25 protein-coding genes and 1 tRNA gene are annotated in these 23,359 nt (G+C 69.7%); 7 read left to right on the top strand and 19 right to left on the bottom strand.

The genetic code is table 11. The features are described 5' to 3' along the window. Positions 1–11: 11 nt before the first annotated feature. The gene (locus E6C64_RS14370) at positions 12–404 is read left to right on the top strand and encodes a PLD nuclease N-terminal domain-containing protein (protein ID WP_136428163.1); all 393 of its coding nucleotides are present in this window, start codon (positions 12–14) and stop codon (positions 402–404) included. Positions 405–413: 9 nt separating this feature from the next. On the opposite strand, the gene E6C64_RS14365 is transcribed toward E6C64_RS14370, so the two are convergent. The 3 genes from E6C64_RS14365 to E6C64_RS14355 all read right to left on the bottom strand — a co-directional run bounded on the left by E6C64_RS14365 (position 414) and on the right by E6C64_RS14355 (position 2,935). Next, on the bottom strand, positions 414–1,175 hold the full coding sequence (locus tag E6C64_RS14365; protein WP_136428162.1) for an ABC transporter permease: 762 nt from the start codon (positions 1,173–1,175) through the stop codon (positions 414–416). A gap of 110 nt (positions 1,176–1,285) precedes the next feature. Then, on the bottom strand, positions 1,286–1,612 hold the full coding sequence (locus E6C64_RS14360) for a hypothetical protein (protein ID WP_136428161.1): 327 nt from the start codon (positions 1,610–1,612) through the stop codon (positions 1,286–1,288). A gap of 147 nt (positions 1,613–1,759) precedes the next feature. Continuing rightward, positions 1,760–2,935 (bottom strand): acetyl-CoA C-acyltransferase, encoded by a 1,176-nt coding sequence (locus E6C64_RS14355; RefSeq protein WP_136428160.1) that lies wholly within the window; start codon positions 2,933–2,935, stop codon positions 1,760–1,762. A gap of 221 nt (positions 2,936–3,156) precedes the next feature. Between E6C64_RS14355 and E6C64_RS14350 the strand changes: the two genes are divergently transcribed. Further along, positions 3,157–3,426: a glutaredoxin domain-containing protein gene (locus tag E6C64_RS14350; protein WP_136428159.1), complete on the top strand. Its 270-nt coding sequence runs from the start codon at positions 3,157–3,159 to the stop codon at positions 3,424–3,426. 43 nt (positions 3,427–3,469) lie between these two features. Here the strand turns inward: E6C64_RS14350 and E6C64_RS14345 are convergent, their stop codons facing one another. From E6C64_RS14345 to E6C64_RS14320, 6 genes are all read right to left on the bottom strand, one after another. Beyond that, on the bottom strand, positions 3,470–4,009 hold the full coding sequence (locus E6C64_RS14345) for an adenylate kinase family protein (RefSeq protein ID WP_136428158.1): 540 nt from the start codon (positions 4,007–4,009) through the stop codon (positions 3,470–3,472). Positions 4,010–4,179: 170 nt separating this feature from the next. Further along, positions 4,180–4,884, bottom strand: a complete 705-nt coding sequence (locus E6C64_RS14340) for a DUF305 domain-containing protein (RefSeq protein WP_233255636.1) — start codon at positions 4,882–4,884, stop codon at positions 4,180–4,182. After that, the gene (locus E6C64_RS14335; RefSeq protein WP_233255635.1) at positions 4,877–5,521 is read right to left on the bottom strand and encodes a thioredoxin-like domain-containing protein; all 645 of its coding nucleotides are present in this window, start codon (positions 5,519–5,521) and stop codon (positions 4,877–4,879) included. The genes E6C64_RS14340 and E6C64_RS14335 overlap by 8 nt, the downstream gene beginning before the upstream one ends. Beyond that, positions 5,518–6,180 carry an alpha/beta hydrolase gene (locus tag E6C64_RS14330; protein WP_136428157.1) on the bottom strand — a complete coding sequence of 221 codons (663 nt, stop codon included), beginning with the start codon at positions 6,178–6,180 and terminating at the stop codon, positions 5,518–5,520. Before E6C64_RS14330 ends, E6C64_RS14335 begins: the two co-directional genes overlap by 4 nt. Positions 6,181–6,294: 114 nt before the next feature. Beyond that, a tRNA-Thr gene (locus tag E6C64_RS14325) sits at positions 6,295–6,370 on the bottom strand. 59 nt (positions 6,371–6,429) lie between these two features. Beyond that, the gene (locus tag E6C64_RS14320; RefSeq protein ID WP_136428156.1) at positions 6,430–7,350 is read right to left on the bottom strand and encodes a DsbA family protein; all 921 of its coding nucleotides are present in this window, start codon (positions 7,348–7,350) and stop codon (positions 6,430–6,432) included. A gap of 248 nt (positions 7,351–7,598) precedes the next feature. Here E6C64_RS14320 and E6C64_RS14315 point away from each other — a divergent pair, with 248 nt between their 5' ends. Both E6C64_RS14315 and E6C64_RS14310 read left to right on the top strand, forming a co-directional pair. Then, positions 7,599–8,702 (top strand): ABC transporter ATP-binding protein, encoded by a 1,104-nt coding sequence (locus E6C64_RS14315; RefSeq protein WP_136428155.1) that lies wholly within the window; start codon positions 7,599–7,601, stop codon positions 8,700–8,702. 105 nt (positions 8,703–8,807) lie between these two features. Further along, positions 8,808–10,121 (top strand): DUF4032 domain-containing protein, encoded by a 1,314-nt coding sequence (locus tag E6C64_RS14310; protein WP_136428719.1) that lies wholly within the window; start codon positions 8,808–8,810, stop codon positions 10,119–10,121. 184 nt (positions 10,122–10,305) lie between these two features. Here E6C64_RS14310 and rlmB read toward each other — a convergent pair whose 3' ends face one another. The 4 genes from rlmB to E6C64_RS14290 all read right to left on the bottom strand — a co-directional run bounded on the left by rlmB (position 10,306) and on the right by E6C64_RS14290 (position 14,531). Further along, complete coding sequence (gene rlmB, locus E6C64_RS14305; RefSeq protein WP_136428154.1) at positions 10,306–11,301, bottom strand: 23S rRNA (guanosine(2251)-2'-O)-methyltransferase RlmB; 996 nt, start codon at positions 11,299–11,301, stop codon at positions 10,306–10,308. Next, complete coding sequence (gene cysS, locus E6C64_RS14300; protein WP_136428153.1) at positions 11,291–12,724, bottom strand: cysteine--tRNA ligase; 1,434 nt, start codon at positions 12,722–12,724, stop codon at positions 11,291–11,293. The genes rlmB and cysS overlap by 11 nt, the downstream gene beginning before the upstream one ends. A gap of 134 nt (positions 12,725–12,858) precedes the next feature. Continuing rightward, positions 12,859–14,034, bottom strand: coding sequence for a 2-C-methyl-D-erythritol 4-phosphate cytidylyltransferase (gene ispD, locus E6C64_RS14295; RefSeq protein WP_438941871.1), 1,176 nt, complete (start codon positions 14,032–14,034; stop codon positions 12,859–12,861). Between the two features lie 14 nt (positions 14,035–14,048). Next, complete coding sequence (locus E6C64_RS14290) at positions 14,049–14,531, bottom strand: CarD family transcriptional regulator (protein ID WP_136428151.1); 483 nt, start codon at positions 14,529–14,531, stop codon at positions 14,049–14,051. A gap of 176 nt (positions 14,532–14,707) precedes the next feature. Here E6C64_RS14290 and E6C64_RS14285 point away from each other — a divergent pair, with 176 nt between their 5' ends. After that, positions 14,708–15,337, top strand: coding sequence for a DNA modification methylase (locus tag E6C64_RS14285; protein WP_136428150.1), 630 nt, complete (start codon positions 14,708–14,710; stop codon positions 15,335–15,337). Between the two features lie 102 nt (positions 15,338–15,439). Here the strand turns inward: E6C64_RS14285 and E6C64_RS14280 are convergent, their stop codons facing one another. Both E6C64_RS14280 and E6C64_RS14275 read right to left on the bottom strand, forming a co-directional pair. Beyond that, positions 15,440–16,129 carry a response regulator gene (locus E6C64_RS14280; RefSeq protein WP_136428149.1) on the bottom strand — a complete coding sequence of 230 codons (690 nt, stop codon included), beginning with the start codon at positions 16,127–16,129 and terminating at the stop codon, positions 15,440–15,442. Next, entirely contained in the window at positions 16,126–17,442 is a 1,317-nt protein-coding gene (locus E6C64_RS14275) for a sensor histidine kinase (protein ID WP_136428148.1), read from the bottom strand. The genes E6C64_RS14280 and E6C64_RS14275 overlap by 4 nt, the downstream gene beginning before the upstream one ends. 174 nt (positions 17,443–17,616) lie before the next feature. On the opposite strand from E6C64_RS14275, the gene phoU reads away from it, so the two are divergent. Further along, complete coding sequence (phoU, locus tag E6C64_RS14270) at positions 17,617–18,300, top strand: phosphate signaling complex protein PhoU (RefSeq protein ID WP_136428147.1); 684 nt, start codon at positions 17,617–17,619, stop codon at positions 18,298–18,300. 157 nt (positions 18,301–18,457) lie between these two features. On the opposite strand, the gene E6C64_RS14265 is transcribed toward phoU, so the two are convergent. Next, complete coding sequence (locus tag E6C64_RS14265) at positions 18,458–19,264, bottom strand: phosphoglyceromutase (protein WP_136428146.1); 807 nt, start codon at positions 19,262–19,264, stop codon at positions 18,458–18,460. Positions 19,265–19,283: 19 nt separating this feature from the next. Here E6C64_RS14265 and E6C64_RS14260 point away from each other — a divergent pair, with 19 nt between their 5' ends. After that, positions 19,284–20,057 (top strand): class I SAM-dependent methyltransferase, encoded by a 774-nt coding sequence (locus E6C64_RS14260; RefSeq protein WP_136428145.1) that lies wholly within the window; start codon positions 19,284–19,286, stop codon positions 20,055–20,057. A gap of 191 nt (positions 20,058–20,248) precedes the next feature. On the opposite strand, the gene E6C64_RS14255 is transcribed toward E6C64_RS14260, so the two are convergent. The 3 genes from E6C64_RS14255 to E6C64_RS14245 are packed head-to-tail and all read right to left on the bottom strand — an operon-like array spanning position 20,249 to position 23,194. Then, positions 20,249–21,340, bottom strand: coding sequence for an FUSC family protein (locus E6C64_RS14255; RefSeq protein ID WP_136428144.1), 1,092 nt, complete (start codon positions 21,338–21,340; stop codon positions 20,249–20,251). Positions 21,341–21,390: 50 nt separating this feature from the next. Further along, entirely contained in the window at positions 21,391–22,518 is a 1,128-nt protein-coding gene (gene ygfZ / locus E6C64_RS14250; RefSeq protein WP_136428718.1) for a CAF17-like 4Fe-4S cluster assembly/insertion protein YgfZ, read from the bottom strand. 40 nt (positions 22,519–22,558) lie between these two features. Continuing rightward, positions 22,559–23,194 carry a heme-binding beta-barrel domain-containing protein gene (locus E6C64_RS14245; RefSeq protein ID WP_136428143.1) on the bottom strand — a complete coding sequence of 212 codons (636 nt, stop codon included), beginning with the start codon at positions 23,192–23,194 and terminating at the stop codon, positions 22,559–22,561. Positions 23,195–23,359: the final 165 nt, after the last annotated feature.

The following is a 23,359-nucleotide window of genomic DNA, read 5'->3' as shown; positions in this document are numbered from 1 at the left end:
GACTCCCCCGTATGAGCGTGCTGCTGTGGGGAGCGTCGATAGTCCTCCTCATCTTCGCCCTGATCGACATCATCATCCGGGTCGACGGCGAGGTGCGGGGGCTGCCCAAGATCGCGTGGATCCTGATCTGCATCTTCCTGCCGCTGGTGGGGAGCATCGTCTGGTTCGCCGTCGGACACGATTGGAGCGCTGCGGCCCGCAACCATGGCCGCTACACGGAGCCGATCCATCGGACGGACCGGTACTCCACGCCCGCCGACGCCAGGCAGGCTCAGGGCGATCGCCGCGTGAGCGGGACCGAGCAGGAGCTCGCAGCGCTCGAGCGCGAGATCGAGTACTGGGAGGCGCAGGCCCGACTCAAGCGCGCGAAGGACGCCGCGTCCGACGGCGAGCCGATCGGCTGACGTCCGCGCTCAGGCGTCCCTCGCCGAGCGCTGGGCCAGTTCGTCATCCGGTCGCACGACTGCCGGTCCGATCACCAGCAGGAGGATGACGCTCGCGATCGCTCCCGCGGCGATCGCGCCGCACAGCACCAGTAGCTGGAAGGCGCCGGCGACGAGCGGCGACAGTCCGCCGAAGATCGCGCCGACGAATGCCCCGGGCAGCACCACCAGACCGGTCGTCCTGGTCTGATCGACGAGCGGCACCAGAGCCGAGTACGAGGCGCGGCGCGCGAGGTCGACGGTCGCCTGACGGGGGCTGGCGCCGAGCGCCAGCCAGCCCTCCACCTCGTCCCAGTGATCGCGGACGGTGGTGCGGGCCGTCCGGCCGGTCAGGGTGGTGATCGTCATCGCATTGCCGATGAGGATGCCGGCGAAGGCCAGAAGGTAGCGGGAGGTCGGCTCGAGCGCGCCGCTGCCGAACACCACCGCCATGGCGGTGCCGCAGCCGGCCGCGATCGCGGCTGCCGATCCCAGGTAGGCGCGACGGCCTCCGCCGAGACGACGGGCGGACACCACGACGGCCGCGGACGCCATCACGGCGAGCGCGAGGAGGACGAGCACCCTGTTCTGGATGATGCCGCCGAGGATGAGGCTGAGCACCGCCAGCTGCGCCGTCCCGCGCAGCACGGCCAGCAGCGGCTGGAACCGTCGTGGCGTGCCGAACAGGGTCAGCACCGCGAACGCGATCAGCACCAGGAGCGCGATGGCGATCGCGATCCTCAGCCAGTCCACCCGACCGAGCGTATTGCGGCGGGTGCTCCGTCGCGAGCTGCCGAGTTCTGCCGCCTGCGCGAGCTCTCAGCCGGCAGAATTCGGCAGTTCGTGCGTCAGGTCGATGCGGTTCAGTGGAAGAAAGTCGACTTCGGAGACTCTTCGCCGAACTGGTAGTGCTGCTCGATGGCGCCGACCGCGTCGTCGATCGCACGGTTGTACATCACGTCGAGCGCGAGATCGCTCTCGCCGAGGTGCTCCCCCAGCACGAGATCTCGGCAGGCGACGGCGGTGCGCAGCTCGACTGCTTCGTCATGGATGGCGGACTGCTGGAGCGATCGCCGAAGCGCGTGGGCGGCATCGGCGAGCTCTCGGGAGTGCTCTCCGCCCTCAGATGCGGAGGATTCGAGACGGGAGATGAGCTCGGAGATGTCGACGCTGACAGGTTGAGTGTTCATGACATCCATTGACGCCGATTCAGCGCCGAGGTGCCAGCCCCATGACGGGAATTGACGGCCGCTTCTGGGCTGAGCCCGGCCGCGAGTCGCCCTGTTCTGCCGCCTGGGATGCGTTGCAGGCGGCAGAACTGGGCAGGTCATCGAGTGCTACAGAGCGCGGAGGATGACCGCTGAGCCCTGTCCGCCTCCGCCGCAGAGCGCTGCCGCTCCGATCGATCCTGCGCCGAGCTCCTGCAGCTGCCGGGCGAGGGTGCCGATCACCCGCGCGCCGGATGCGCCGATGGGGTGACCGAGCGCGATCGCGCCGCCGTGCACATTGACGATGTCGCCCGAGATGCCGAGCTGGCTGGCCGAATGCAGGGCCACGGAGGCGAATGCCTCGTTGATCTCGACGGCCAGGAGGTCGGCGGGCGTGAGATCGGTCTTCGCGAGCGCCTTGAGGATCGCGTTCGACGGCTGCGAGTGCAGCGTCGTGTCCGGGCCGGCGACGAGGCCGTGCGCCACGATCTCGGCGAGCGGCGCGATCCCCCGGGTTGCGGCCGTCTCGGCCGACATCAGGACGACCGCGGCGGCGCCATCGGTGATCTGAGACGCGTTGCCCGCGGTGATCGTGCCGTTCTCCTTGGCGAATGCGGGGCGGAGTCCTGCGAGCGACTCGGCAGTGGTGTCCGCTCGGATGCCGTCGTCGTCGGAGATGAGCACGGTGCCCTTCCGGGTGGTCACCGGGAAGGGCTCGATCTCGTCGGCCAGCCACGCCGCCGACGCGGCGGCACGCTGGTGGGACAGCGCCGCCCAGGCATCCTGCTCGGCACGGCCGATGCCGAGCCTGCCGTTGCCCGTCTCGGTATTGGCGCCCATCGGCAGATGGTCGAACGAATCGAGCAGGCCGTCGTGATCGAGAAGGTCGACCATCTCGACGGCGCCGTATTTCTTGCCGACCCGCGAGCCGATCCAGGCGTGCGGCGCGTTGGTCATCGACTCCTGTCCGAAGGCGACCGCGATGTCGATCTCTCCTGCGTCGATGAGGCGAGCGGCCGCGACGACCGCCTCCATGCCCGACAGGCAGACGATGTTGATCGTCGTCGCCGGCACGCTGAGCGGGATCCCGCTCGCCACCGCGGTCTGACGCGTGGGGTTCTGGCCGGCGCCGCCGAGCAGCACCTGGCCGCCGAAGACGCGTTCCACGTCGGCTCCGTCCACTCCCGCGCGGGTGAGGGCGGCCGTGACCGCGTGGGTGCCGAGCTGGACGGAGCTGACTCCGGCGAACCGGCCGACGAACTTCGAGAACGGGGTGCGGGCGTATCCCGCGAGGACGACGGTCACTGCGACTCCTGAACTGCGACGCGTCGTTGCGAGCGGTCGCAACTCGACGGTACTTTCCGTCGTTGCCCGGGTCAAAGCGGGTTCCGACCGATGGAACCGCGGTGAGCTGCCCAGTTCTGCCGCCCGTTCGGCCCTGCAGGCGGCAGAACTGGGCAGCTCACCTGGATGGGTCGAGGGGGGACCAGCGGAATGGATTCCGCCGGCACACGGTTCTTGATGTCATGACTGCTGCGAGCGATCCGTCCATCACCGTCTACGGAACGGGCTGGTGCTCCGACTGCCGGCGTTCGCGCGCCGTCCTCGACGGCGAGGACGTGGCGTACCGGTACGTCGACATCGAGGCCGAGCCGGAGGCCGCCGACTACGTCCGCCGGACCAACGGGCGCACGAACGTGCCGTACATCGTCTTCGGCGACGGCTCGACGCAGACCGAGCCGAGCGACCTCGAGCTCCGCGAGCGCCTGGTCGCGCTGGAGCTCATCCCCTCCTAGCTCCCCCGCCCTCCGAGCCACGATCGGAGGAATGCGGCTCGGCTCAGCTGGCGATGGCCTCGCGCAGCCCCTCGAGAAGGCGCCCGTGCACGTCATCGACCGCGCCGTCGGCAGCGAGCTCGACGATGCGCCCGCCGTAGTAGGCGATGAGCTCGTTCGCGCTCTCCCAGTAGATGGCGAGGCGCTGCCGGATGACCTCCGGCTGGTCGTCCTCGCGTCCTCTGCTCGCGAGGCGGCTGATCAGCGCGTCTTCGGCGACGCGGAAGACGACGACGAGGTCGAGATCGGCCGCCCGGGTGGCCAGGAAGTCGTCGAGCCTGACGGCCTGCGCCACAGTCCGGGGATAGCCGTCGAGCACGAAGCCGTCCGTGCTCGACGTGAGCGCGATTTCGACGATCTCCGATGCGAGATCGTCGGGCGCGAGCCGTCCTGCGTCCATGTGCGCCTGGAGCTCCCGGCCGCGCGGCGTGCCGGCCTGCGCCTCGGCGCGCATGAGGTCGCCGAGCCCGATGCACGGGAGCCCGAGGAACTCGGCCAGCAGGGCACCCTGCGTGCCCTTGCCCGAGCCGGGCGCCCCGATCATGCCGATCCTCACGGACCTCCTCCCTTCAGCCGCAGACGGACACCGCAGCTGAGCCCAGGCAAGCACGCCGGAACGGTGGGCAGCCGGCGATCGGCCGAAAAGATCGACCACTCTTCACGGATGCAGAAGTTGCGGGTCTCCGGAGCCTGCGGCCCCGCTTCCGGACGCCGTCATGCCGCGGGCAGCCCCTCGAGCAGGTCCTGCAGCAGATCGATCTCGGAGGTCTGGCTGCGCACGATCGAGGTCGCGAGATCGACCACCGCGTGCTGGTCGGAGCGTTCGAGCACATCCCTCGCCATCTCGATCGCTCCCCGATGATGGGCGATCATCAGCTGCAGGAACACCCGGTCGGCCTCGGCGCCGGTCGCCGCCTCGAGCTCGTCGATCTGAGCGGCGGTCGCGAGTCCGGGCATCGGGACGGCGGTGCCGTCGTGCCCGTGCGAACCGTCGTCCGACATCCAGCTCATCGGCGGATCCGTCGAATACTGCGGAACTCCCCAGGTCGTCAGCCAGCCGTACATCTGACCAGACTGCTGCGCCTGGGCGGTGGCGATGTCGTAGGCGACGGAGCGGATGCCGGCATCGTCGGAGTCCGGGTAGATGATCATCGCCAGCTCGACGCCCTGGTTGTGGTGCACCTGCATGTCTCGAGCGAACCCCGCCTCGACGCTGTCCGTTCCCGGGGTGCCCGCGAAGAGTGTGCTCAGGCGGCCGACGGAGTAGCCGACTCCGCCCACGACGATCGCGACCGCGAGCAGCGCCACCACCATCAGGACGCGGCTGCGGGCATCCGAGCGCGTCGCCTGCACGGTCGAGTGCGCGGTCGGCTCTTCAGCCGATTCCGCGGCCGCGCGGGCTGCCCTCGGATCAGGCAATGCGTCCGGGGCCGTCCACCCCGCCCGTGCACGCCGCGCCCGGTTCCGGTGCGTCCCCGCTCTGCCAGTAGGTCTCGATGAAGGCGTCGATCCGATCCGCGTCCACGGTGTCGAGCTTGAGCTGTGCGTTCCACGCGCTGATCGCGACGGGCGTGCTCATCCCCGGGTACGGCGAGATGATCGCGTAGGTGGCGGGCACGAGCTGGAGCAGGCTGCTGAGCTCGTCGTCCGACAGGGCGTCCGGATCGTAGGTCAGCCAGACCGCGCCGTGCTCCATCGAGTGCACCGCGTTCTCGTCGGGCACCTGCTGGCTGTAGGCGCCGCAGTTGAGCCAGATCGGATTGTGCGGGCCGCCCGCTGGCGGGGACTGCGCGTAGTCGACCGCGTCCGTGACGTGCGTCGACGCATTGGTGAAGGTCTGCACGCCCTCGAGAGCGGCGTCCGCCGGGTCGGCGGCCGGCGGGGTGAGGACGACGGCGATCACGACGATGGTCGCGAGCGCCACCGCTCCCGCTATCGCGCCGATGATGCCGAACCTCCGTCGTCGCGCCTTCGCCGCCTGCTCGCGCTTGAAGCGCTCGACCTTCTCGGTGCGCCGCGCCTCTCTGCCGCCGTTGCCCATCAGCGGCCCTGTCATGCCCGCTCCCCCGTCGCGGCGAGCGCCTCTGAGCGATCGAGAGCGGCGCGCACGAAGGCGGCGACGTCCGCGAGCTCATCGCGATTGATCCCGTGTCCGAGCCCCGGGTAGATCCGCTCGGTCAGAGTCGAATGCTCCGGAAGCCAGGCGGTCGTGCGCTGGATGGCCGCCTCGGCGATCACACCGTCGTTCGCGCCCCTTCCCCAGAAGACGAGCGGGCGGTCCGCGGTCAGCAGCTCGTCGGACGGCTGCTCCGCACCCTGCACGAAGCCGCCGAGGATGACGGTGCCGAGGACTCGCTCGGGCCGGGTGCGCAGCAGCTGGCTGGCCATCAGGCCGCCCTGCGAGAACCCGATCGGGATGACAGGGGCGCCGCCGGGGAGCTCGGAGTCGATCCACGCCCAGATGGCGTCCGTCGCGTCGGAGACCGACTCGGGATCCGGGTTGCCGGGCGTGACGATGCGGAGCCAGGCCGCGCCTCCGTTGCCCAGTTCGACGGGCGCTCGGAGCGACGCCCACGGCAGGTCGAGATCGAGCGCCGGGCCCAGGCCGGCGAGGTCGTGCTCGCTCGAACCGTAGCCGTGCAGCAGCAGGAGCACGGGCGGCGCATCGGCCGCAGTGAACGGGAAGTGGTCGGATCGCAGGTCTGCGAGTGCCATGACGGCGGCTCCTTTCAGAGCGTCGTTGGTTGCATCTACAACATCACACTACGTTGCGCGTCTCGAGGCCGACGGAGAGACCGAGCTGCCCGGCTCGGGAACGGAGCAGAGGATTGGGGCCGACTGCGGGACTTGAACCCGCAACCCCCGTATTACAAGTACGGTGCGCTACCAATTGCGCCAAGCCGGCATGCGGCCGGAGCCGCCCCTCCATAGTAGGGAACGGCCCCGGTCCGGAGGATCAGTCGATCAGCCCGCCGGCGTCGCGGAAGGCGTCGGCGTCGGGGTGGGCGTCGAGGTGACCGCCGACTGCTGAAGGACGAACGCGGCGAACTCGTCGGCGTCGGTGAGGGTTCCGGTGTACTGGACTCCGTTGACGAGGACGGTCGGGGTGCCGGTCACCTTCTCCACGTCGGTGTTGAGCAGGGGCCCGTCGAGAGCGCGCGCGGTGGACGCAGTCACCCACGAGTTGAAGGTGCCGTCGTTCACGCACTTCTCGATGGACGAGTCCGTCGCCCCCGCCTCGGTGACGAGGCCGAGGATCTCGTCGTTCGTCAGGCCCTCGGTCTGCTCCTCGGGCTGGTTCTTGAAGAGCAGGTTGTTGAAGGCCAGGAAGTCGTCCGGCGAGTAGTTCGCCACGCAGGCCGCGGCGTTCGCGGCGCGATTGGAGTACCGCGTGCCGAGCGACTGGCTGGTGAGGATCGCGATCGGATGCACCTCGTAGGTGGCGGACCCGTCGGCGACCCACTGGGAGATCTGGTCGTTGTTGGTCGTCTCGAACTGGTTGCAGAACGGGCAGAGGTAGTCGATGTAGATGCGGATGTCGACCGCGCCGTCGAGATTGGCATCTGAGGCGACCGGATCGGCGTCGTTCGCCAGGGCCGTGGTCGGGATGTAGGTGATGGCGCCCGCGGTGTCACTGGTCAGCTTGATGCCGTCGCTCGCCATGTTGGCCGGGCCGGGACCTGCGGGGCGGATGGAGGTGAAGATCACGAAGGCGATGATGGCGATGACAGCGAGGACGCCGACGCCGATCCCACCGCCGAGGAGGACCTTGTTGCGACGCTCGCGCTTGCGCTGCTCCTCGCGGAGCAGACGGGCCTTCTCGCGGGCCGCCTCGCGGCGGTCGTTCTTCGAAGGTCGTCCCTCACTGAATGGGGCGTTCGACAAGAGGTCTCCAATTCGTGCGCGGCGACCGCTCCAGAAGTCGAATCGCCGTCAAAAGAGTAGGGGCTTCATGCTGGGAAAGGCCCAAGGAGGGGCCTGGATCCGCACTGTGTCGCGGCGGCATCCGGAAATCGACCGCCCATCTGGGCTTCTTGCGGTGCCATACTTGGCGTGACCGTGTGATGACGCGCGGTCGTACTTTCACTACGGATCGTCCGGCACGTACCTGCCGGTGAAGGAGATGCTCAACCATGGCAACTGTCACTTTCGACAACGCCACCCGCTTGTACCCCGGCGGAACCCGCCCCGCGGTCGACAAGCTCAACCTCGATGTCGCGGACGGCGAGTTCCTCGTCCTCGTCGGCCCCTCGGGCTGCGGCAAGTCGACCTCCCTCCGGATGCTCGCCGGCCTCGAAGAGGTCAACTCCGGCGCCATCCTGATCGGTGACCGCAACGTCACCGACGTGCCGCCGAAGGACCGGGACATCGCGATGGTGTTCCAGAACTACGCGCTGTACCCGCACATGACCGTGGCCGAGAACATGGGCTTCGCGCTCAAGATCGCCGGCATCGGCAAGGACGAGCGCGCCACCCGCGTGCTCGAGGCGGCCAAGCTGCTCGACCTCGAGCCCTACCTCAACCGCAAGCCGAAGGCCCTCTCGGGTGGTCAGCGTCAGCGCGTCGCGATGGGCCGCGCGATCGTCCGCCAGCCGCAGGTGTTCCTCATGGACGAGCCGCTGTCGAACCTCGACGCCAAGCTGCGCGTGCAGACCCGCACCCAGATCGCGTCGCTCCAGCGCCGCCTCGGGGTCACCACCGTCTACGTCACGCACGACCAGACCGAGGCGCTCACCATGGGCGACCGGATCGCCGTGCTCAAGGACGGACTGCTCCAGCAGGTCGGCACCCCGCGCGACCTCTACGAGAAGCCGAACAACGTGTTCGTCGCCGGCTTCATCGGCAGCCCCGCGATGAACCTGTTCACCGCCGATGTCGCCGAGGGCGGCGGAGTGCGCTTCGGCACGGCCGTCATCGGAATCGACCGTGCGCTCGCGTCGGCCACCAAGGCCAAGCAGATCACGGTCGGCGTGCGTCCCGAGGACATCGTGGTGTCCGAGGTCCAGGGCGAGGGGCTGCCGGTCACGGTCGACCTCGTCGAGGAGCTCGGCGCCGACGGCTACCTCTACGGCCACTCCGAGGTCGAAGGTCGCCGCACCGACATCGTCGCGCGCGTCGACGGCCGCTCGCACCCGAACATGGGCGACACCGTCTACCTCATGCCGGCGCCGAACCACATCCACGCGTTCGACGTGGAGTCGGGCGAGCGCCTGCTCGACACGGCCATCGCGCACTAGTCAGCACGAGTCCATTCGGGTCGACTGACCTGCATTGGGGGCCTGTCGCGTTTCCGCGGCAGGCCCCTTTCCGTTCCCCGACATTTAGGCTGAGGCCCGATGGCTATCTCCGGTTCTCTCAACATCCAGGCCGCCATGGTCGACCCCGCGCTGCTCGATCTGCCGTGGGACCTTCCTCTGCAGGACTGGCCCGACGAGAACATCGCGACACTGCCGAAGGGCATCTCGCGCCACCTCGTCCGCTTCGTCAACCTCTCCGGCTACGTCATCGCCGTCAAGGAGACCTCCGACGATCTCGCCCGCCGCGAGTACGAGATGCTCCGCACGCTGCAGCGGCTCGAGATCCCGTGCGTCGAGCCGGTCGCGGTGATCGCCGGGCGGACGGATGAGAACGGCGCCCCGCTCGACTCCGTCCTCGTGACGCGCCACCTCAAGTTCTCGCTGCCCTACCGCGCCCTGTTCTCGCAGTCGCTGCGGCCGGACACCGCCACGCGTCTGGTCGACGCGCTCGCCCTGCTGCTCGTCCGGCTGCACATCATCGGCTTCTTCTGGGGCGATGTGTCGCTCTCGAACACCCTCTTCCGCCGCGACGCCGGCTCGTTCGCGGCGCACCTCGTCGACGCGGAGACGGGCAAGCTCTACACCGGCGGGCTGTCCAACGGACAGCGCGAGAACGACCTCGAGGTAGCCCGGGTGAACATCGCCGGCGAGCTCATGGACCTCGAGGCCGGCGGCCGGGTGGCCGACGAGTTCGATGCGCTCGAGATCAGCGAGCGGATCGTGGCCCAGTACCGCACGCTCTGGAAGGAGCTGACCGGCTGGGAGACCTTCCCGAACCAGGAGCGCTGGCGGATCAACGAGCGGGTCGACCGGCTCAACGAGCTGGGCTTCGACATCGAGGAGCTGGTCATCAAGACGGATGAGAGCGGCACCCAGGTGCGCATCCAGCCCAAGGTCGTCGACGCGGGCCACCACCAGCGCCGCCTGATCCGACTCACCGGCATCGATGCCCAGGAGAATCAGGCCCGTCGGCTGCTCAACGACCTGGACTCCTACTCTGCGGCGTTCGGCAAGCCGCACCTCGACGAGGAGGCCATGGCGCACGAGTGGGTGTCGACGGTGTTCGAGCCGGTCGTCCGCGCGATCCCGAAGGATCTCAAGGGCAAGCTCGAGCCGGCGGAGATCTTCCACCAGCTCCTGGAGCACCGCTGGTTCATGTCGCAGAACCAGAGCAGGGACGTGCCGCTCGCCGAGGCGGTCTCCGCCTACATCGACGACATCCTCCGGCACCGCCGTGACGAGGCGATGATGATCAACCCGGCGACGGGCATGTTCACCGCGCCGATCGACCTGCGGCCGGGCGACCTCGAGGCTGCGGTGGACCCCGCCGACGGAGACGACTGGCGCTCGAAGGTATAGAGCCGGCGAGTGGAACGCCCGGTGGTCGAGTAGCGCCGTTCACGGCCGTATCGAGGCCGCAGAGTCGGGTCACCTTCCCGAGAACTCCCCGACCATAGACGTTGGTCGAGTAGCGCCGTCTACGGCGCGTATCGAGGCCGGTCGCGCCGATCTGTGATCCGCCGGCCCCGGCACCAGCGGCCTCTTACTCCGTTGCGGCCCTGAGCTTGCTGATCTCATACAGGGTGACGCTGGCGGCGATGCCCGCGTTGAGCGACTCCGTAGCGGCGTGGATCGGGATCGAGACCACGGCGTCGCAGGTCTCGGTGACGAGGCGGGACAGCCCCTTGCCCTCGGAGCCCACGACCAGCACGACCGGCTGATCGGCGAGCTCGAGTCCGGGCAGCGGGGTGTCCCCGTCGCCATCGAGGCCGATCACGAATACGCCGCGCTCCTTGAGCGCCTTGAGCGTCTGGGTCAGGTTCGCGGCCATGGCGACCGGCACCCGAGCGGCGGCACCCGCCGACGTGCGCCAGGCGGCCGCAGTCACGCCGACCGAACGGCGCTGGGGAACGATGACGCCCTGACCGCCGAACGCGGCGACCGAGCGGATGATGGCGCCGAGATTGCGTGGATCGGTGATCCCGTCGAGGGCGACGAGCAGCGGCAGCTGGCCCTTGGCCTCGAGGTTGTCGAGGAGCTGCAGCGGGTGCGCGTACTCGTACGCCGGCACCTTGAGCGCGAGGCCCTGGTGGACGGCGTTCTCGCCGGCGATCCGATCGAGCTCGGGGCGGGTGATCTCCATGATGGGGATCGCGCGGTTGTTCGCGACGGAGAGCACCTCGCGGACCCGCTCGTCGACCTCGATGCGCTGGGCGACGTAGAGAGCCGTCGCGGGGATGCGCGCGCGCAGAGCCTCGACGACAGAATTGCGGCCGGTGACGATCTCGGCCTCGTCGCTCGTGGACTTGCGCTTGGGTGCGCGGGAGCGGGTGTCGCCGCCTCCGGACGATGTGCCGGAGCGCGCCTCGGCCCGCTCGCGGAGCTGCTTGCGCTTCGCGGCGGAGTGGTAGGTGCGGTCCTCGGCCTTCGGAGTGGGTCCGCGGCCCTCGAGGGCCTTGCGTCCGTGGCCGCCGGTGCCCACCTTGGCGCCGCTCGTGGACTTGCGTACGGCGCCGGCGCGCCCTGGCTTATTCGCCATTGATGCTCCAGTGGGTTCCGTTGGCAGAGTCCTCGAGCGTAATGCCTGCGGCGACCAGTTCGTCGCGGATGTGATCGGCTCGAGCGAAGTCCTTCGAGGCGCGCGCCTCCTGGCGGTCGATGAGGAGGCGGTCGACGAGCGCTCCGAGCGCCTGGCGGCCGGCGGTATCGACGCCCCCCTGCCACGTGCTGGATGCCGGATCGACGCCGAGGATCTGCACCATCGCGGTCACCTCGCCGCGCAGTGCGGCAGCGACCTGCAGGTCGCCCGCGTCGAGAGCCGCGTTCCCGGCTCGGACCGTCTCGTGCAGCACCGCCAGCGCTTCCGGAACCGCGAGATCGTTGTCGAGCGCCGCTGCGAAGGCATCCGGCACCCGCTCGATGCCGGATGGCACGGCGGTGTCGTCGAGCTGTCGGGCGGCGCGCTCGAGGAAGGTCTCGATCCGGTCGAGCGCGGCCTCCGCTTCGGCGAGGGCACCGTCGTGGTAGTCGAGCACGGAGCGGTAGTGGGCGGCGCCGAGGTAGTAGCGCACGACGATCGGACGGGCGGCCGCGAGCAGGTCGGCCGCGTAGACCGAGTTGCCGAGCGACTTGGACATCTTCTGGCCGCCGACGTTGACCAGCCCGTTGTGCACCCAGTGGTTGGCGAAGGCGTCGCCGGCAGCCCGGGACTGGGCGAGCTCATTCTCGTGATGCGGGAAGCGCAGATCCAGCCCGCCGCCATGGATGTCGAACTGCGGGCCGAGGTAGCGGGCGGCCATCGCGGAGCACTCGATGTGCCAGCCGGGGCGACCCGCTCCCCATGGCGAGCCCCAGGACGCGGATTCCGGCTCGGCCGGCTTGCGCCCCTTCCAGAGCGCGAAGTCGCGGGGATCGCGCTTGGCTCGCGGATCCGAGTCCGTCGCTGCCACCATGTCGTCGGCCTTCTGGCGGGTGAGCGCGCCGTACTCCGCCCAGCTCCCGGTGTCGAAGTAGACGTCACCGGAGTCGTCGGGTGCGGGGTAGGCGTGCCCGCGCTGGATGAGTCGCTGGATGAGCTCGATCATCTGCTGAACGCTGGCGGTCGCCCGAGGCTCGTAGGTCGGCGGGAGGACTCCGAGGGCGGTGTAGCCCGCGGTGAACTCGAGCTCGTAGCGGTAGGCCAGCGCCCACCACTCCTCGCTGGTCCCTTCGGCCCCGCTCTTGGCGGCGTTGGCGAGGATCTTGTCGTCGATGTCGGTCACGTTGCGCACCAGGGTGACGCGGTGCCCGCGATAGGTCAGCCAGCGACGCCACAGGTCGTAGACGAGCGCGGACCGCAGATGGCCGATGTGCGGCGACGACTGCACCGTCGGGCCGCAGACGTAGATGCCGACCTGGCCCTCGACGAGCGGCTCGAGGTCACGCAGACCGCCCGAGAGGGAGTCGAAGAGGCGAACGGTCACCGCTCAATGGTACTGACCCGCGGAACTGCGGCTTCGAAGCGCTGCACGGTGGGCTGAGATGCCCAATTCTGCCGGTCGGGGGCGCCCCCAGGTGGCAGAACTGGGCAGTTCGGCCTATCGAGTGGGCTGTGCGCTCAGATCGTGCGGATGAGTGCGGTCGCGATCGCCGCCACGCCCTCGCTGCGGCCGGTGAATCCGAGGCCGTCGGAGGTAGTGGCCGCGATGCTGACCGGCGCGCCGACCAGCGCGGAGAGGGCCGCTTCAGCCTCAATGCGACGAGCTGAGAAGCGCGGGCGCTGGGCGACGAGCTGAACCGAGACGTTGCTCGGCGCGAAGCCCGCCTCTGCGAGCAGGGCCACGGTGCCGGTCAGGAACACCTCACCAGCGGCGCCTGCATAGCGGGGATCGTCGGTGCCGAAGCGCGATCCGATGTCCCCCAGGCCGGCTGCGGAGAGCAGCGCGTCGCAGATCGCGTGCGCCACGGCGTCACCGTCGCTGTGCCCGGCGAGCCCCTGCTCCCCCGGCCAGCTCAGCCCTGCCAGCCGCAGCTCGGCGTCGCCGCCGAATGCGTGGACGTCGATCCCGATGCCCGTGCGGACAGCGGGGACGTGGGGCTCGGACCGGGCCAGCTGCTGCTCGGCCCTCGCCAGGTCGTCCGGAGTGGTCACCTTGAACGCCAGAGGATCGCCGGGGATCACGATCACCGTCCTTCCGGATGCCGCGAAGACCGCTGCATCGTCGGTGTGGTCCGCCTCGACGGCGGAGTAGGCCAGGTCGAGCTGGTCGCGTGGGAAGCCCTGCGGCGTCTGGACGGCCGCGAGCTCCGAGCGGTCGACGGTGCCGAGGACGGTGCCATCGGCGTCGATGCGCTTGATGGTGTCCGCGACCGCCAGGGCGGGGATGACGCCGGCGTTCGACACCGCGACTGCATCGGCGACGGCATCGAAGAGCGCCGTCGGCGTCAATGCGCGCGCCGCGTCGTGGACGAGCACGCGCTGCACATCGGGCCCGAGCGCACGGAGCCCCGCTGCCACCGACTGCTGGCGGGTCGCACCGCCTGGAACGACGCGAGCGCCGGATGCCAGCCGCTGAGCCTCTCCAAGATGGCTCGCGGGCGCGACGACGACCACCTCGACGTCACCCCGAACGCGATTCACGCGCTCGAGGGTCAGCTCGAGAAGGCTCCGCCCCGCGACGGTCACGAACGCCTTCGGGCCGAGGCCCAGGCGAGTGCCGTTCCCGGCGGCGACGACGATCACCGCCGTCGTCACGGAGCCAGCCGTTCCCGATCGCTTGCCGAGCAACTCGATCGCCGACGAACGGCTCAGGACGCGAGGACCTCGTCGAGGACCGTCGAGGCCTTCTCTTCGTCGGTCTTCTCCGCGAGCGCCAGCTCGGATATGAGGATCTGCCGCGCCTTCGCGAGCATCCGCTTCTCCCCCGCGGACAGCCCGCGGTCCTGGTCACGACGCCAGAGGTCGCGGACGACCTCGGAGACCTTGATCACATCGCCGGAGGCGAGCTTCTCGAGGTTGGCCTTGTACCGACGCGACCAGTTGGTCGGCTCCTCGGTGAAGGGGGCACGCAGGACCTCGAACACGCGGTCGAGGCCCTCCTTGCCGATCACGTCGCGGACGCCGACGAGGTCGACGTTCTCCGCGGGGACCTCGATGGTCAGATCGCCCTGCGTCACGTTCAGCTTGAGGTAGACCTTCTCTTCACCTCTCACCATCCGCTTCTTGACTTCTGTGATGGTTGCTGCCCCGTGGTGGGGGTATACGACAGTCTCGCCGACCTCGAAAAGCATGGGTGATGAGTCCTTTCGACCGGCCTAGATTCTAGCACAGAGGGGCCGACAAGCCTCCGGTCAGCCCGAGCCGGGCACCCCCCATGCGATAGGCTTCGGATGGCTGGAGGGGGCGCGCAGTGCTTCCGAACACCCAGCTGTTCCCTGTTCCACACCCGGTGAATCGGAGGCCCATCGTGAGATCGCGCGGAGTCGGAGTACGCGCTGTCGTCTCGATCGCCCTGGCCGGAGCAGTCCTCAGCGGATTGACCGCCTGCAACTTCATCAGCCCCCAGACGACGCTCGAGCGCTACGACCCGAGCGACGGCGTGAGCGGCAATCTGGGCAATCTCGAGGTGCGCAACGCGCTCCTGGTCACCACCGATGGCACGCGGGCGTCCCTCGTGGTCTCGGTCGTCAACTCGACCGACACCATCCGGACGCTGGAGATCCAGTACGACTCGGGCTCGACTCGGGCCACCACCACGGTCTTCGCAGCCGCCAACAGCATCACCCAGATCGGCGGCGGCACCGGCTCGCAGGTCGTGCTCGAAGACATCGAGGCGCCGGCGGGCGCACTGCTGCCGCTCTACTTCCAGAGCGGCAATGCAGAGGGCCAGGAGCTCCAGGTGCCTGTGCTGGACGGCACGCTGGGCACCTACACCAGCCTCACCCCCAGCCCTTCGCCGACGCCGACCCCCACACCCACTCCGACGCCCACGATCATCGAGACCCCCGCCCCCACGGAGACGCCGGTCCCCGACGACACGTCCGGCACAGAGGGCGTGACCACCGACCCTGACACCGACGACACGAGCGTCGGCTGAGTCGAAGAGAGTTACTGATCCGACTCCGATGAGCCCGTCGGATGCGAAGAGGGTGCCGATCCATGGGATCGGCACCCTCTTCCGCGTTCAGACGTCATGGGCTCAGGCCGGCGGCAGGTCCTCCACCCGGTAGCCGAGCCCGCGCACGGTGACCAGCAGGGTCGGCTCCGACGGCGAGTCCTCGACCTTTCCGCGGATGCGCTTGATGTGCACGTCGAGGGTCTTGGTGTCCCCGAAGTAGTCGGAGCCCCACACCCGGTCGATCAGCTGGCCGCGGGTGAGCACGCGTCCGGCGTTGCGGAGCAGCACCTCGAGAAGGTCGAATTCCTTGAGCGGCATGGGCGTCTCCCGGCCGTTGACCGTGACGATGTGCCGGTCGACGTCCATCCGGACGGGACCGACCTCGATCATCCCGTCGGGGCCTGCGGGCTCGACCTGTCGGCGGAGCACGGCGCGGATGCGGGCGAGCAGCTCCCGCGTGGAATAGGGCTTCGTCACGTAGTCGTCGGCGCCCAGCTCGAGGCCCACGACGATGTCGACCTCCGAGTCCTTGGCCGTCAGCATGATGATCGGAACCGCGGAGGTGGCACGGATCTCACGACAGACCTCGGTGCCGGGGAGTCCGGGCAGCATGAGATCGAGCAGCACCAGATCCGCGCCCGAGCGGCCGAACTCCGAGAGCGCCGACGGGCCGTCCGCGGCGACGGCCACCTCGTAGCCCTCCCGGCCGAGCAGGAAGGCGAGCGGCTCGCTGAGAGCCGGCTCGTCTTCGACGAGCAGGATCCTGGTCATGGGTTCTCCGTTCCGGCGGCGTGGCCGCGGGTGAGCTGGGCGGTCGATGCGTCGGCGGCGGTGGGAACCGCGGTGGAACCGGGGTGAACGGCGGATGAGGCGCTGGGCGCCGTCGCCGAGACGCTGATCCGGTCGAGCGAGGCGGTGTCGAACACCACTGGATCGAGGAGGGCGGGCTCGGCGGAACTCGGCCGCAGCCCACGCGGCAGTCGCACGGTGAAGGTGGATCCTCGTCCGCGCTGGGACCAGACGGCCACCTCGCCCCCGTGGTTCTGGACGACGTGCTTGACGATGCTCAGGCCCAGGCCGGTGCCGCCGGTGTTGCGCGACCGCGCCTGATCCACGCGGTAGAAGCGCTCGAACACCCGCTCGAGGTCCTCGGCGGCGATGCCGATCCCCTGATCGGTGACGGCGATCTCGACGAGCTCGTCGCCCGCGCGCACGCCGATGCCGATCCGCGCGCCGCGGGACGAGTACTGGATGGCATTGGCGATCAGGTTGTGCAGGGCCACGATGAGCAGCGCCTCGTCGCCGATGACCGTGCTGCGCTTGTCGCCGCCTCGGACGAGCCGCACCCCGCCCGCCTCCGCGGCCACGGCGTTCTGGTCGATGGCGCTGGCCACGATGTGGTCGACGTCCACCAGCTCCGCGTCGGTGAGCGGGTCCGCCGATTGGAGTCGCGAGAGCTCGATGATCTCCCGCGTGATGCGGGTGAGCCGGTCGGCCTCGGTGGTCAGCCGATCCGCGAAACGGCGGACGAGCTCCGGCTCGTCCGCAGCGGAGCTGAGCGCCTCGGCGAGGAGCCCGACCGCGCCGATAGGCGTCTTCAGCTCGTGGCTGATGTTGGCGACGAAGTCGCGACGCATCTCGTCGAGCCGGACGCCCTCGGTGCGGTCGTCCACCTGCAGCAGCACGTAGCGGGAGCCGAGGAGGGAGGCGCGGGCGATCACACTGAGATTGGAGTTGCCGAACGGCCCACGGGCGAGCAGCACCTCTTCCTGCACCGACTCTCCGACCGAACGGGCACGATCGACGACAGCGGTGAGCGGCGCGTGCACGAGGCGGCGGTCCTCGATGAGGCCCAGCGAGAGCGCGCCTGCGGACGCGCCGATGACCATGTTCGAGGGTCCGAGGACCACGCCCGTCGCCTCGAGGGCGTCGAGCATGCTCTGCATCCCGTCCGGGAGCTCTTCTCCGGCCGCGTCGATCGCCTGCGCACCGCGGCGCAGCGCCGCCACGAAGAGGAGCGTGAATCCGATGCCCACGGCGAGACCGAACAGCAGGGCCAGGATCACCAGCCACGCTGATTCCATGGGCCTTACACTAGCTATCGGCGCCCGACAAGAGCGCCCCCCAGGCCTGGGGGGACGCGAGTTCGGCTTCCGTTCAGCGTCCCGGCACCGGCCGTTAACCTGGGCCGGAAAGACTCGCCAGTCGTATAACGCACCGCCGGATCTTCCGCGCGGCCTTCTGGGGAGGACCCACACATGCGCGAAGTGTTCCAGCAAGAGCTCGCCGAAGTGCGTGAGGGCCTGGTCACCATCGCCGAGCTCGTCGCCGCCTCCATCGCGAACGCCACGCGGGCGTTCAACGAGTCCGATGTCACCCTGGCCGAGAGCGTCATCGCCGACGACGACCGGATCGACGAGCTCGCACTCACGCTCGACGAGCTGGCGATCAACATCCTCGCCCGTCAGCAGCCGGTCGCCCGCGACCTGCGCATCGTCGTCAGCGCGCTGCGGATCAGCGCCTCGCTCGAGCGGATGGGCGACATGAGCTCGCACATCGCGCAGCTCGCCCGCTACCGGTTCCCCGAGAAGGTCGTGCCGAAGGGCCTGCGCGGCACGTTCAAGGAGATGGGCCGTCTCGACTCCGAGATCGCCCTCAAGCTCACCGAGCTGCTCCGCACCGAGGACATGGCCCTCGCCGAGCAGATCCGCAGCGACGACGACCTGATCGACGACCTGCACCTCAGCGTCTTCGACAAGGTGCTCGGCGAGACCTGGAAGGGCGCGGCGGTCGACACCGTCGACGCGACCCTCGCCTCCCGGTACCACGAGCGCTTCGCGGACCACGCGGTCTCCATCGCCAAGAAGGTCCAGTACCTGGCGACGGGCGACTGGGCGGTCCCGCCGGTCTCCTCCACGGTCTCCACCACAGCCACCGTCTGAGACGCTCAGCGCGACAGAAGCTCAGCGCGACAGACGCTCAGCGCGACACAAGCTCAGCGCGACACAAGCTCAGCGCGACACAAGCTCAGCGCGACACAAGCGGCTCCCCGCTGCGGACACTTCCGCAGCAGGGAGCCGCTTCGCATAGCGCGGAGCGTCAGCGAGTGTGCTCGGCGGGGCTGGACGGAGCCTCGTCGCTGCCGTCGATGGGAGCCTTCTTGCCCTGGGCCGCCACGGCCGCGGCGCCGGCTGCCGCCGCGTCGGGGTCGAGGTACTCCCCGAGGCGGACCTCGGGCTTGTAGTTCTCGTCGAGCTTGTAGACCAGTGGGATGCCGGTCGGCAGGTTGAGCTCGGCGATGTCGGCGTCGGTGATGCCGTCGAGATGCTTGACGAGCGCACGCAGCGAGTTGCCGTGCGCGACGACGAGCACCGTGCGGCCGGCGCGCAGCTGCGGCTTGATCTCGATCTCCCAGTACGGGAGCATCCGGTCGATGACGTTGGACAGCGCCTCGGTCTTGGGCAGATCGGGGCCGAGGCCCGCATAGCGCGGGTCGTGCGCCTGGGAGAACTCGTCGTCGTCGTCGATGGGGGGCGGCGGCACGTCGAAGGAGCGGCGCCAGGTCTGGAACTGCTCGGGACCGTACTCGGCGAGCGTGGCCGCCTTGTCCTTGCCCTGCAGGGCTCCGTAGTGGCGCTCGTTGAGCCGCCAGGTGCGCTTGGTCTCGATCCACAGCCGGTCCGCCTCGGTGAGGGCGAAGTTGGCGGTCTGGATCGCGCGGGTCAGCAGCGACGTGTAGAGGATGTCGGGCTTGATCTCGGCGTCGCGGATCAGCTCGCCGGCGCGCTTGCCCTCCGCGATGCCCTTCTCAGTGAGATTCGCGTCGACCCAGCCGGTGAAGAGGCCCTTCTCGTTCCACTCGCTGTGGCCGTGTCGGAGGAGGACGAGCGTGTACGGAGCTGGCATGTCCCCTACCTTATTGGTCATGCCCGAAGGGCGGATCACCCGCGGAACGACCGGAACCAACCGGCTGCGACGCGTCGACCGATGGATCGCCGCGTCGTCCGCATTCGCCGCCGCCGAGCGTCCGCTGGTCGTCGATCTCGGCTACGGAGCCGCCCATTGGACGGCATCCGAGCTGCTCGACCGGCTCCGACGGGCCAACCCGCTCACCCGCGTCGTCGGCCTCGAGATCGATCCCAACCGGGTCGCCGCCGCCATGCCGTTCGAGCGGGACGGCCTCAGCTTCGCCCGCGGCGGCTTCGAGGTTCCGCTCCCCCGCGGCGAGCGTGCGACGGTCATCCGAGCGCTCAATGTGCTGCGCCAGTACGACGAATCCGAGGTCGCCGCTGCCTGGGCGCTGATGGCGTCGCGGCTGGCGCCCGGCGGGCTCGTCGTCGACGGGACGAGCAACGAGATCGGACGGATCGCGAGCTGGGTCGCGCTCGACTCCTCCGGCCCCCAGACCTTCACGATCTCGCTTCGACTGGCCGAGTTGGAGCGTCCTGGCATCGTGGAGGAGCGGCTGCCGAAGGCGCTCATCCACCGCAATGTCCCGGGCGAGCGCATCCACGCGCTGATCGCCGACCTCGATCGGCTGTGGGCGCACACGGCGGGATACGCGGAGTTCGGCGCGCAGCAGCGCTGGCTCGAGACCGTCCGTCGCCTCTCCGATCACGGCTGGACCGTGCTGACTCCCCCGCGTCGCCGCCGCCTCGGCGAGCTCACCCTCCCCTGGCCCGAGGTCGCCCCCCGCTGAATTCCTACGTTCCGGCCGAATGTGCACGGAATTACCAGCACGCTCGCCGGTTTCGAGCACATGATCACGGCTCGCAGGCCGGGACCGCCGCTTCGCATATTCCGGCCGGGCGTCTCGGATCAGGTCCTCCATGCGAAGGCGGCGGATGTGCGCGAAATTCCGTAGGTACCGGGGCCGGAACGTAGGAAGGATCAGGCGGGGAGGGGCGGGAGGAGAGCGCGGGCGTCGTCCTCGTCCATGCCCGTCGCCGTCAGCAGGTCGACGATCAGCGGGCGGATCAGGACGAGCACCATCGTCTCGCTGATCGACGGCTCGTCCAGCAGCGCGGGATGCAGGTGCTTGGCGAGCACGGTGAGATCGCGCCGGGCGACCTCGAACAGGCTGGGGGTGCGCAGCGCCCGACCGAGCAGCGTGATGCACTCCGAGATCGTGCCGAGCAGCTCCGCGAGCTCGGGCCGCTCCCGGCCGTCCGGCACGAGGAACTCGACTCGGCGCGCGATGATCCGGAGGTTGCGGGTGGCGAGGTCCATCCCCCGCTGCACCCGACGCTGACGGTCGAAGTCCGCGAGATGCCGGCGAAGGAACGGCGAGATCCGCGCCACCGCGGCCCCGGACTCGAGCGAGGTCGACCACGCATCGACCAGCGGCTGCGTCCCCCGCAGTCGGGACAGCGCCCGCACGGCCGTGTCGGCGTCCGCGATCCTCAGGGCTGCAGTGATCGCCGCGAGCGACTCGGTGCACTCATCGAACAGCAGCCGGGCGTCCCGCAGCGCCGCACGCCTCGGATCGCGCGGGATCAGCGCCGTCGCCACCAGCGCGACGGCGCCGCCGATAAGTCCGTCGAGGACTCGGGTGAACTCCTGGCCGCTCACCACGGGGAAGAGGGTCACGAGGGCGGACTGCACGCCGGCCGCCGCCGCGAAGCCCACACTCGGCGACAGCAGACGAGCGGCCAGGAAGGTGACGGCGAGAACCACGAACAGCTGCCACCAGCCCCGTCCGATGCCGAGCAGCAGCAGGTCGGCGAGGACGATCCCGAGGATGATGCCCAGCGCGGTCTCGGCGACGCGGATCGGACGGGCGTCGCGCGAGAAGCCGAGCGCGGTGATCGCGACGGTCGAGGAGAAGATCGGGGTGGGATGCCCGAGCGCGAAGTGGGCGATGGCGTAGCCAGCGGTGGCGGCTCCCGCGATCTGCAGCACGGCCGGCAGAGACGCGACGGTCCGCGACAGCGACCTCTCGATCGCAGGCCGAACCCCGGCGAGCGCCGTCCGAGTTGCCACCTTCGGCTCCTAAGCGGCGGTCGTGGGAGCCGGAAGTGGCAATTCGGCGCTCACGCGGGGCGGCCGAGGCGGGGCAGACGAGGGATGTCGGTGACGGCGGGACCCGCGTCCGCCGGCACGATGATCTCCTGGCGGGCGGCGATCGAGGCGCCGTCGGCGACGACGGTGAGGATCTCGTCGGGATCGACGGCGCGGCGGATGACGGCGAGCGCGATGGGACCGAGCTCGTAGTGGATCGCGCTGGAGGTGATGGCGCCCGCTTCGACCTGCTCGCCCTGGCGAAGCGCGAGCACCGGGGCTCCCGCCGGAACGACGATGCCCTCGGAGCCGTCGAGGTCGAGCATGACGATCCGTCGCGGGGGCCTGCCGAGGTTGTGCACCTTCGCGACGGTCTCCTGTCCGCGGTAGCAGCCCTTGCTGAGGTGGACAGCGCTGCGGAGCCAGTCGAGCTCGTGCGGGATGGTGCGCTCGTCGGTGTCCACGCCGAGCCGGGGACGCCAGGCGGCGATGCGCAGCGCGTCGACCGCGAGGGATCCTGCGACCCGCACCTCGGCTCCGATGACCGCGGCGGCGAGGCGGTCGAGTGCACCGACGGGGACGACGGTCTCGGACCACGTCCAATCGGCCCCCGGGTGCTCGGCGGCGGCACGTGCGTAGGAGACGCCGCCGATCGAGCCGGTGCGCCACGGGTCCTGCCAGCTGACGATCACATCGTCGCCGAGGATCCGGCGGGCGAGATCGGCATCGAGCGACCCGATCACCGCGTGCTGGTCGCTGACGTCCGCGATCTCGACACGCAGCATGAAGCGCATCCGGCTGAGGAACGCGGCGAGCGCGGCGGTCTGCGGGCGCTCGAGGATCAGCCAGGCGGTGACGCCGTCGTCGACGATGCGGATGTCGTGCTCGACCCTGCCCTGCGGGTCGAGCAGCAGGGACTCAGCGGATTCCCCGGGGGCGAGGCGGGCGATGCTCTGGCTGGTGAGCGAGTCGAGCCAGCTGAGTCGATCGGGCCCGCTGACGGTCACGACACCGCGGGCGACCTGCGCGAGCGCCGTTCCGGAGGCGAGCAGCCTCTGCTCGCCGAGCGGGTTGCCGTAGTGCGCGACGACGCCGGAGTCGATACCCTCTGCCGCAACGGCTGCGGGCAGCCCGAGCAGCGGGCTGGCGCCGGCTCCCACGGAGGGGTCGGTGGCGTCCGCCGGAGTATCGGCCGGCGCGTCAGTCGACACGGGAGAGCCGTCCCGACGAGTGGGTGCGCAGGTCCTGGCCGAGAGCCGCGATGTCCCATGCCCAGAGCAGATCACCCTCGACGAGGCCGTACAGGCGGGTGGCCGCCGAATAGTCCTTGGCGCCCTGCGTGCGCATCACGGCATCGGTGGCGAGGTCGATCCGGGCACCCTTGACCTGCCCGAGGTAAAGCTCGCTGACGCCGGTGGGATGCACGAGGCTCACCTGGATGTCGAAGCCGCCATGCGAGTTGCGCAGGGTCTCGACCGATTGCGCGGTGCCGAAGGGGCGCGATCCGACGCCCGGGAGCATTCCCGGCCCGGGATCGCCTTCGACGAGCATGCGGGACAGTCGCCAGTAGCCCGCCTCGGACGCAAGGGGCACACCGACGACGATGCCTGTCCCCAGTGGATCGGCGGCCTCTGCCTGCTCATCCGCCAGCCAGGTGCTGGACGTGTAGTTGAGGTAGGGCTGTCCGTCGTGGCTGAAGCTGACGCGCTGGTTGAACGAGTGGCGGACCACGTCGTCGCCGATCGTGTACTCGACGAGCCCCGGGCCCTCCCAGACGCCGAGCAGCCAGGAGAGCGGCACGAGCTCCGACGGCAGGTCGGTGGGGATGTTGATCATGAGGACACCGCCGGGCGCTCCCGGTGCGGGAGTCGCGGATCAGTCGGGGACGGCTGCACGGTTCGACGGGGAACGCGCGGGATCGGCGAGCGCAGAATCAGCGCTGACCCCGGAAAAGGCTGTAGAGGACGACGAGCGACACCCAGCCGATCGCCAGTGCCGCGA

It is taken from the genome of Naasia lichenicola, assembly GCF_004801885.1.
GTDB classification, from domain to species: Bacteria; Actinomycetota; Actinomycetes; order Actinomycetales; family Microbacteriaceae; genus Naasia; species Naasia lichenicola.
This window is presented reverse-complemented; position numbering and strand designations above follow the sequence as displayed.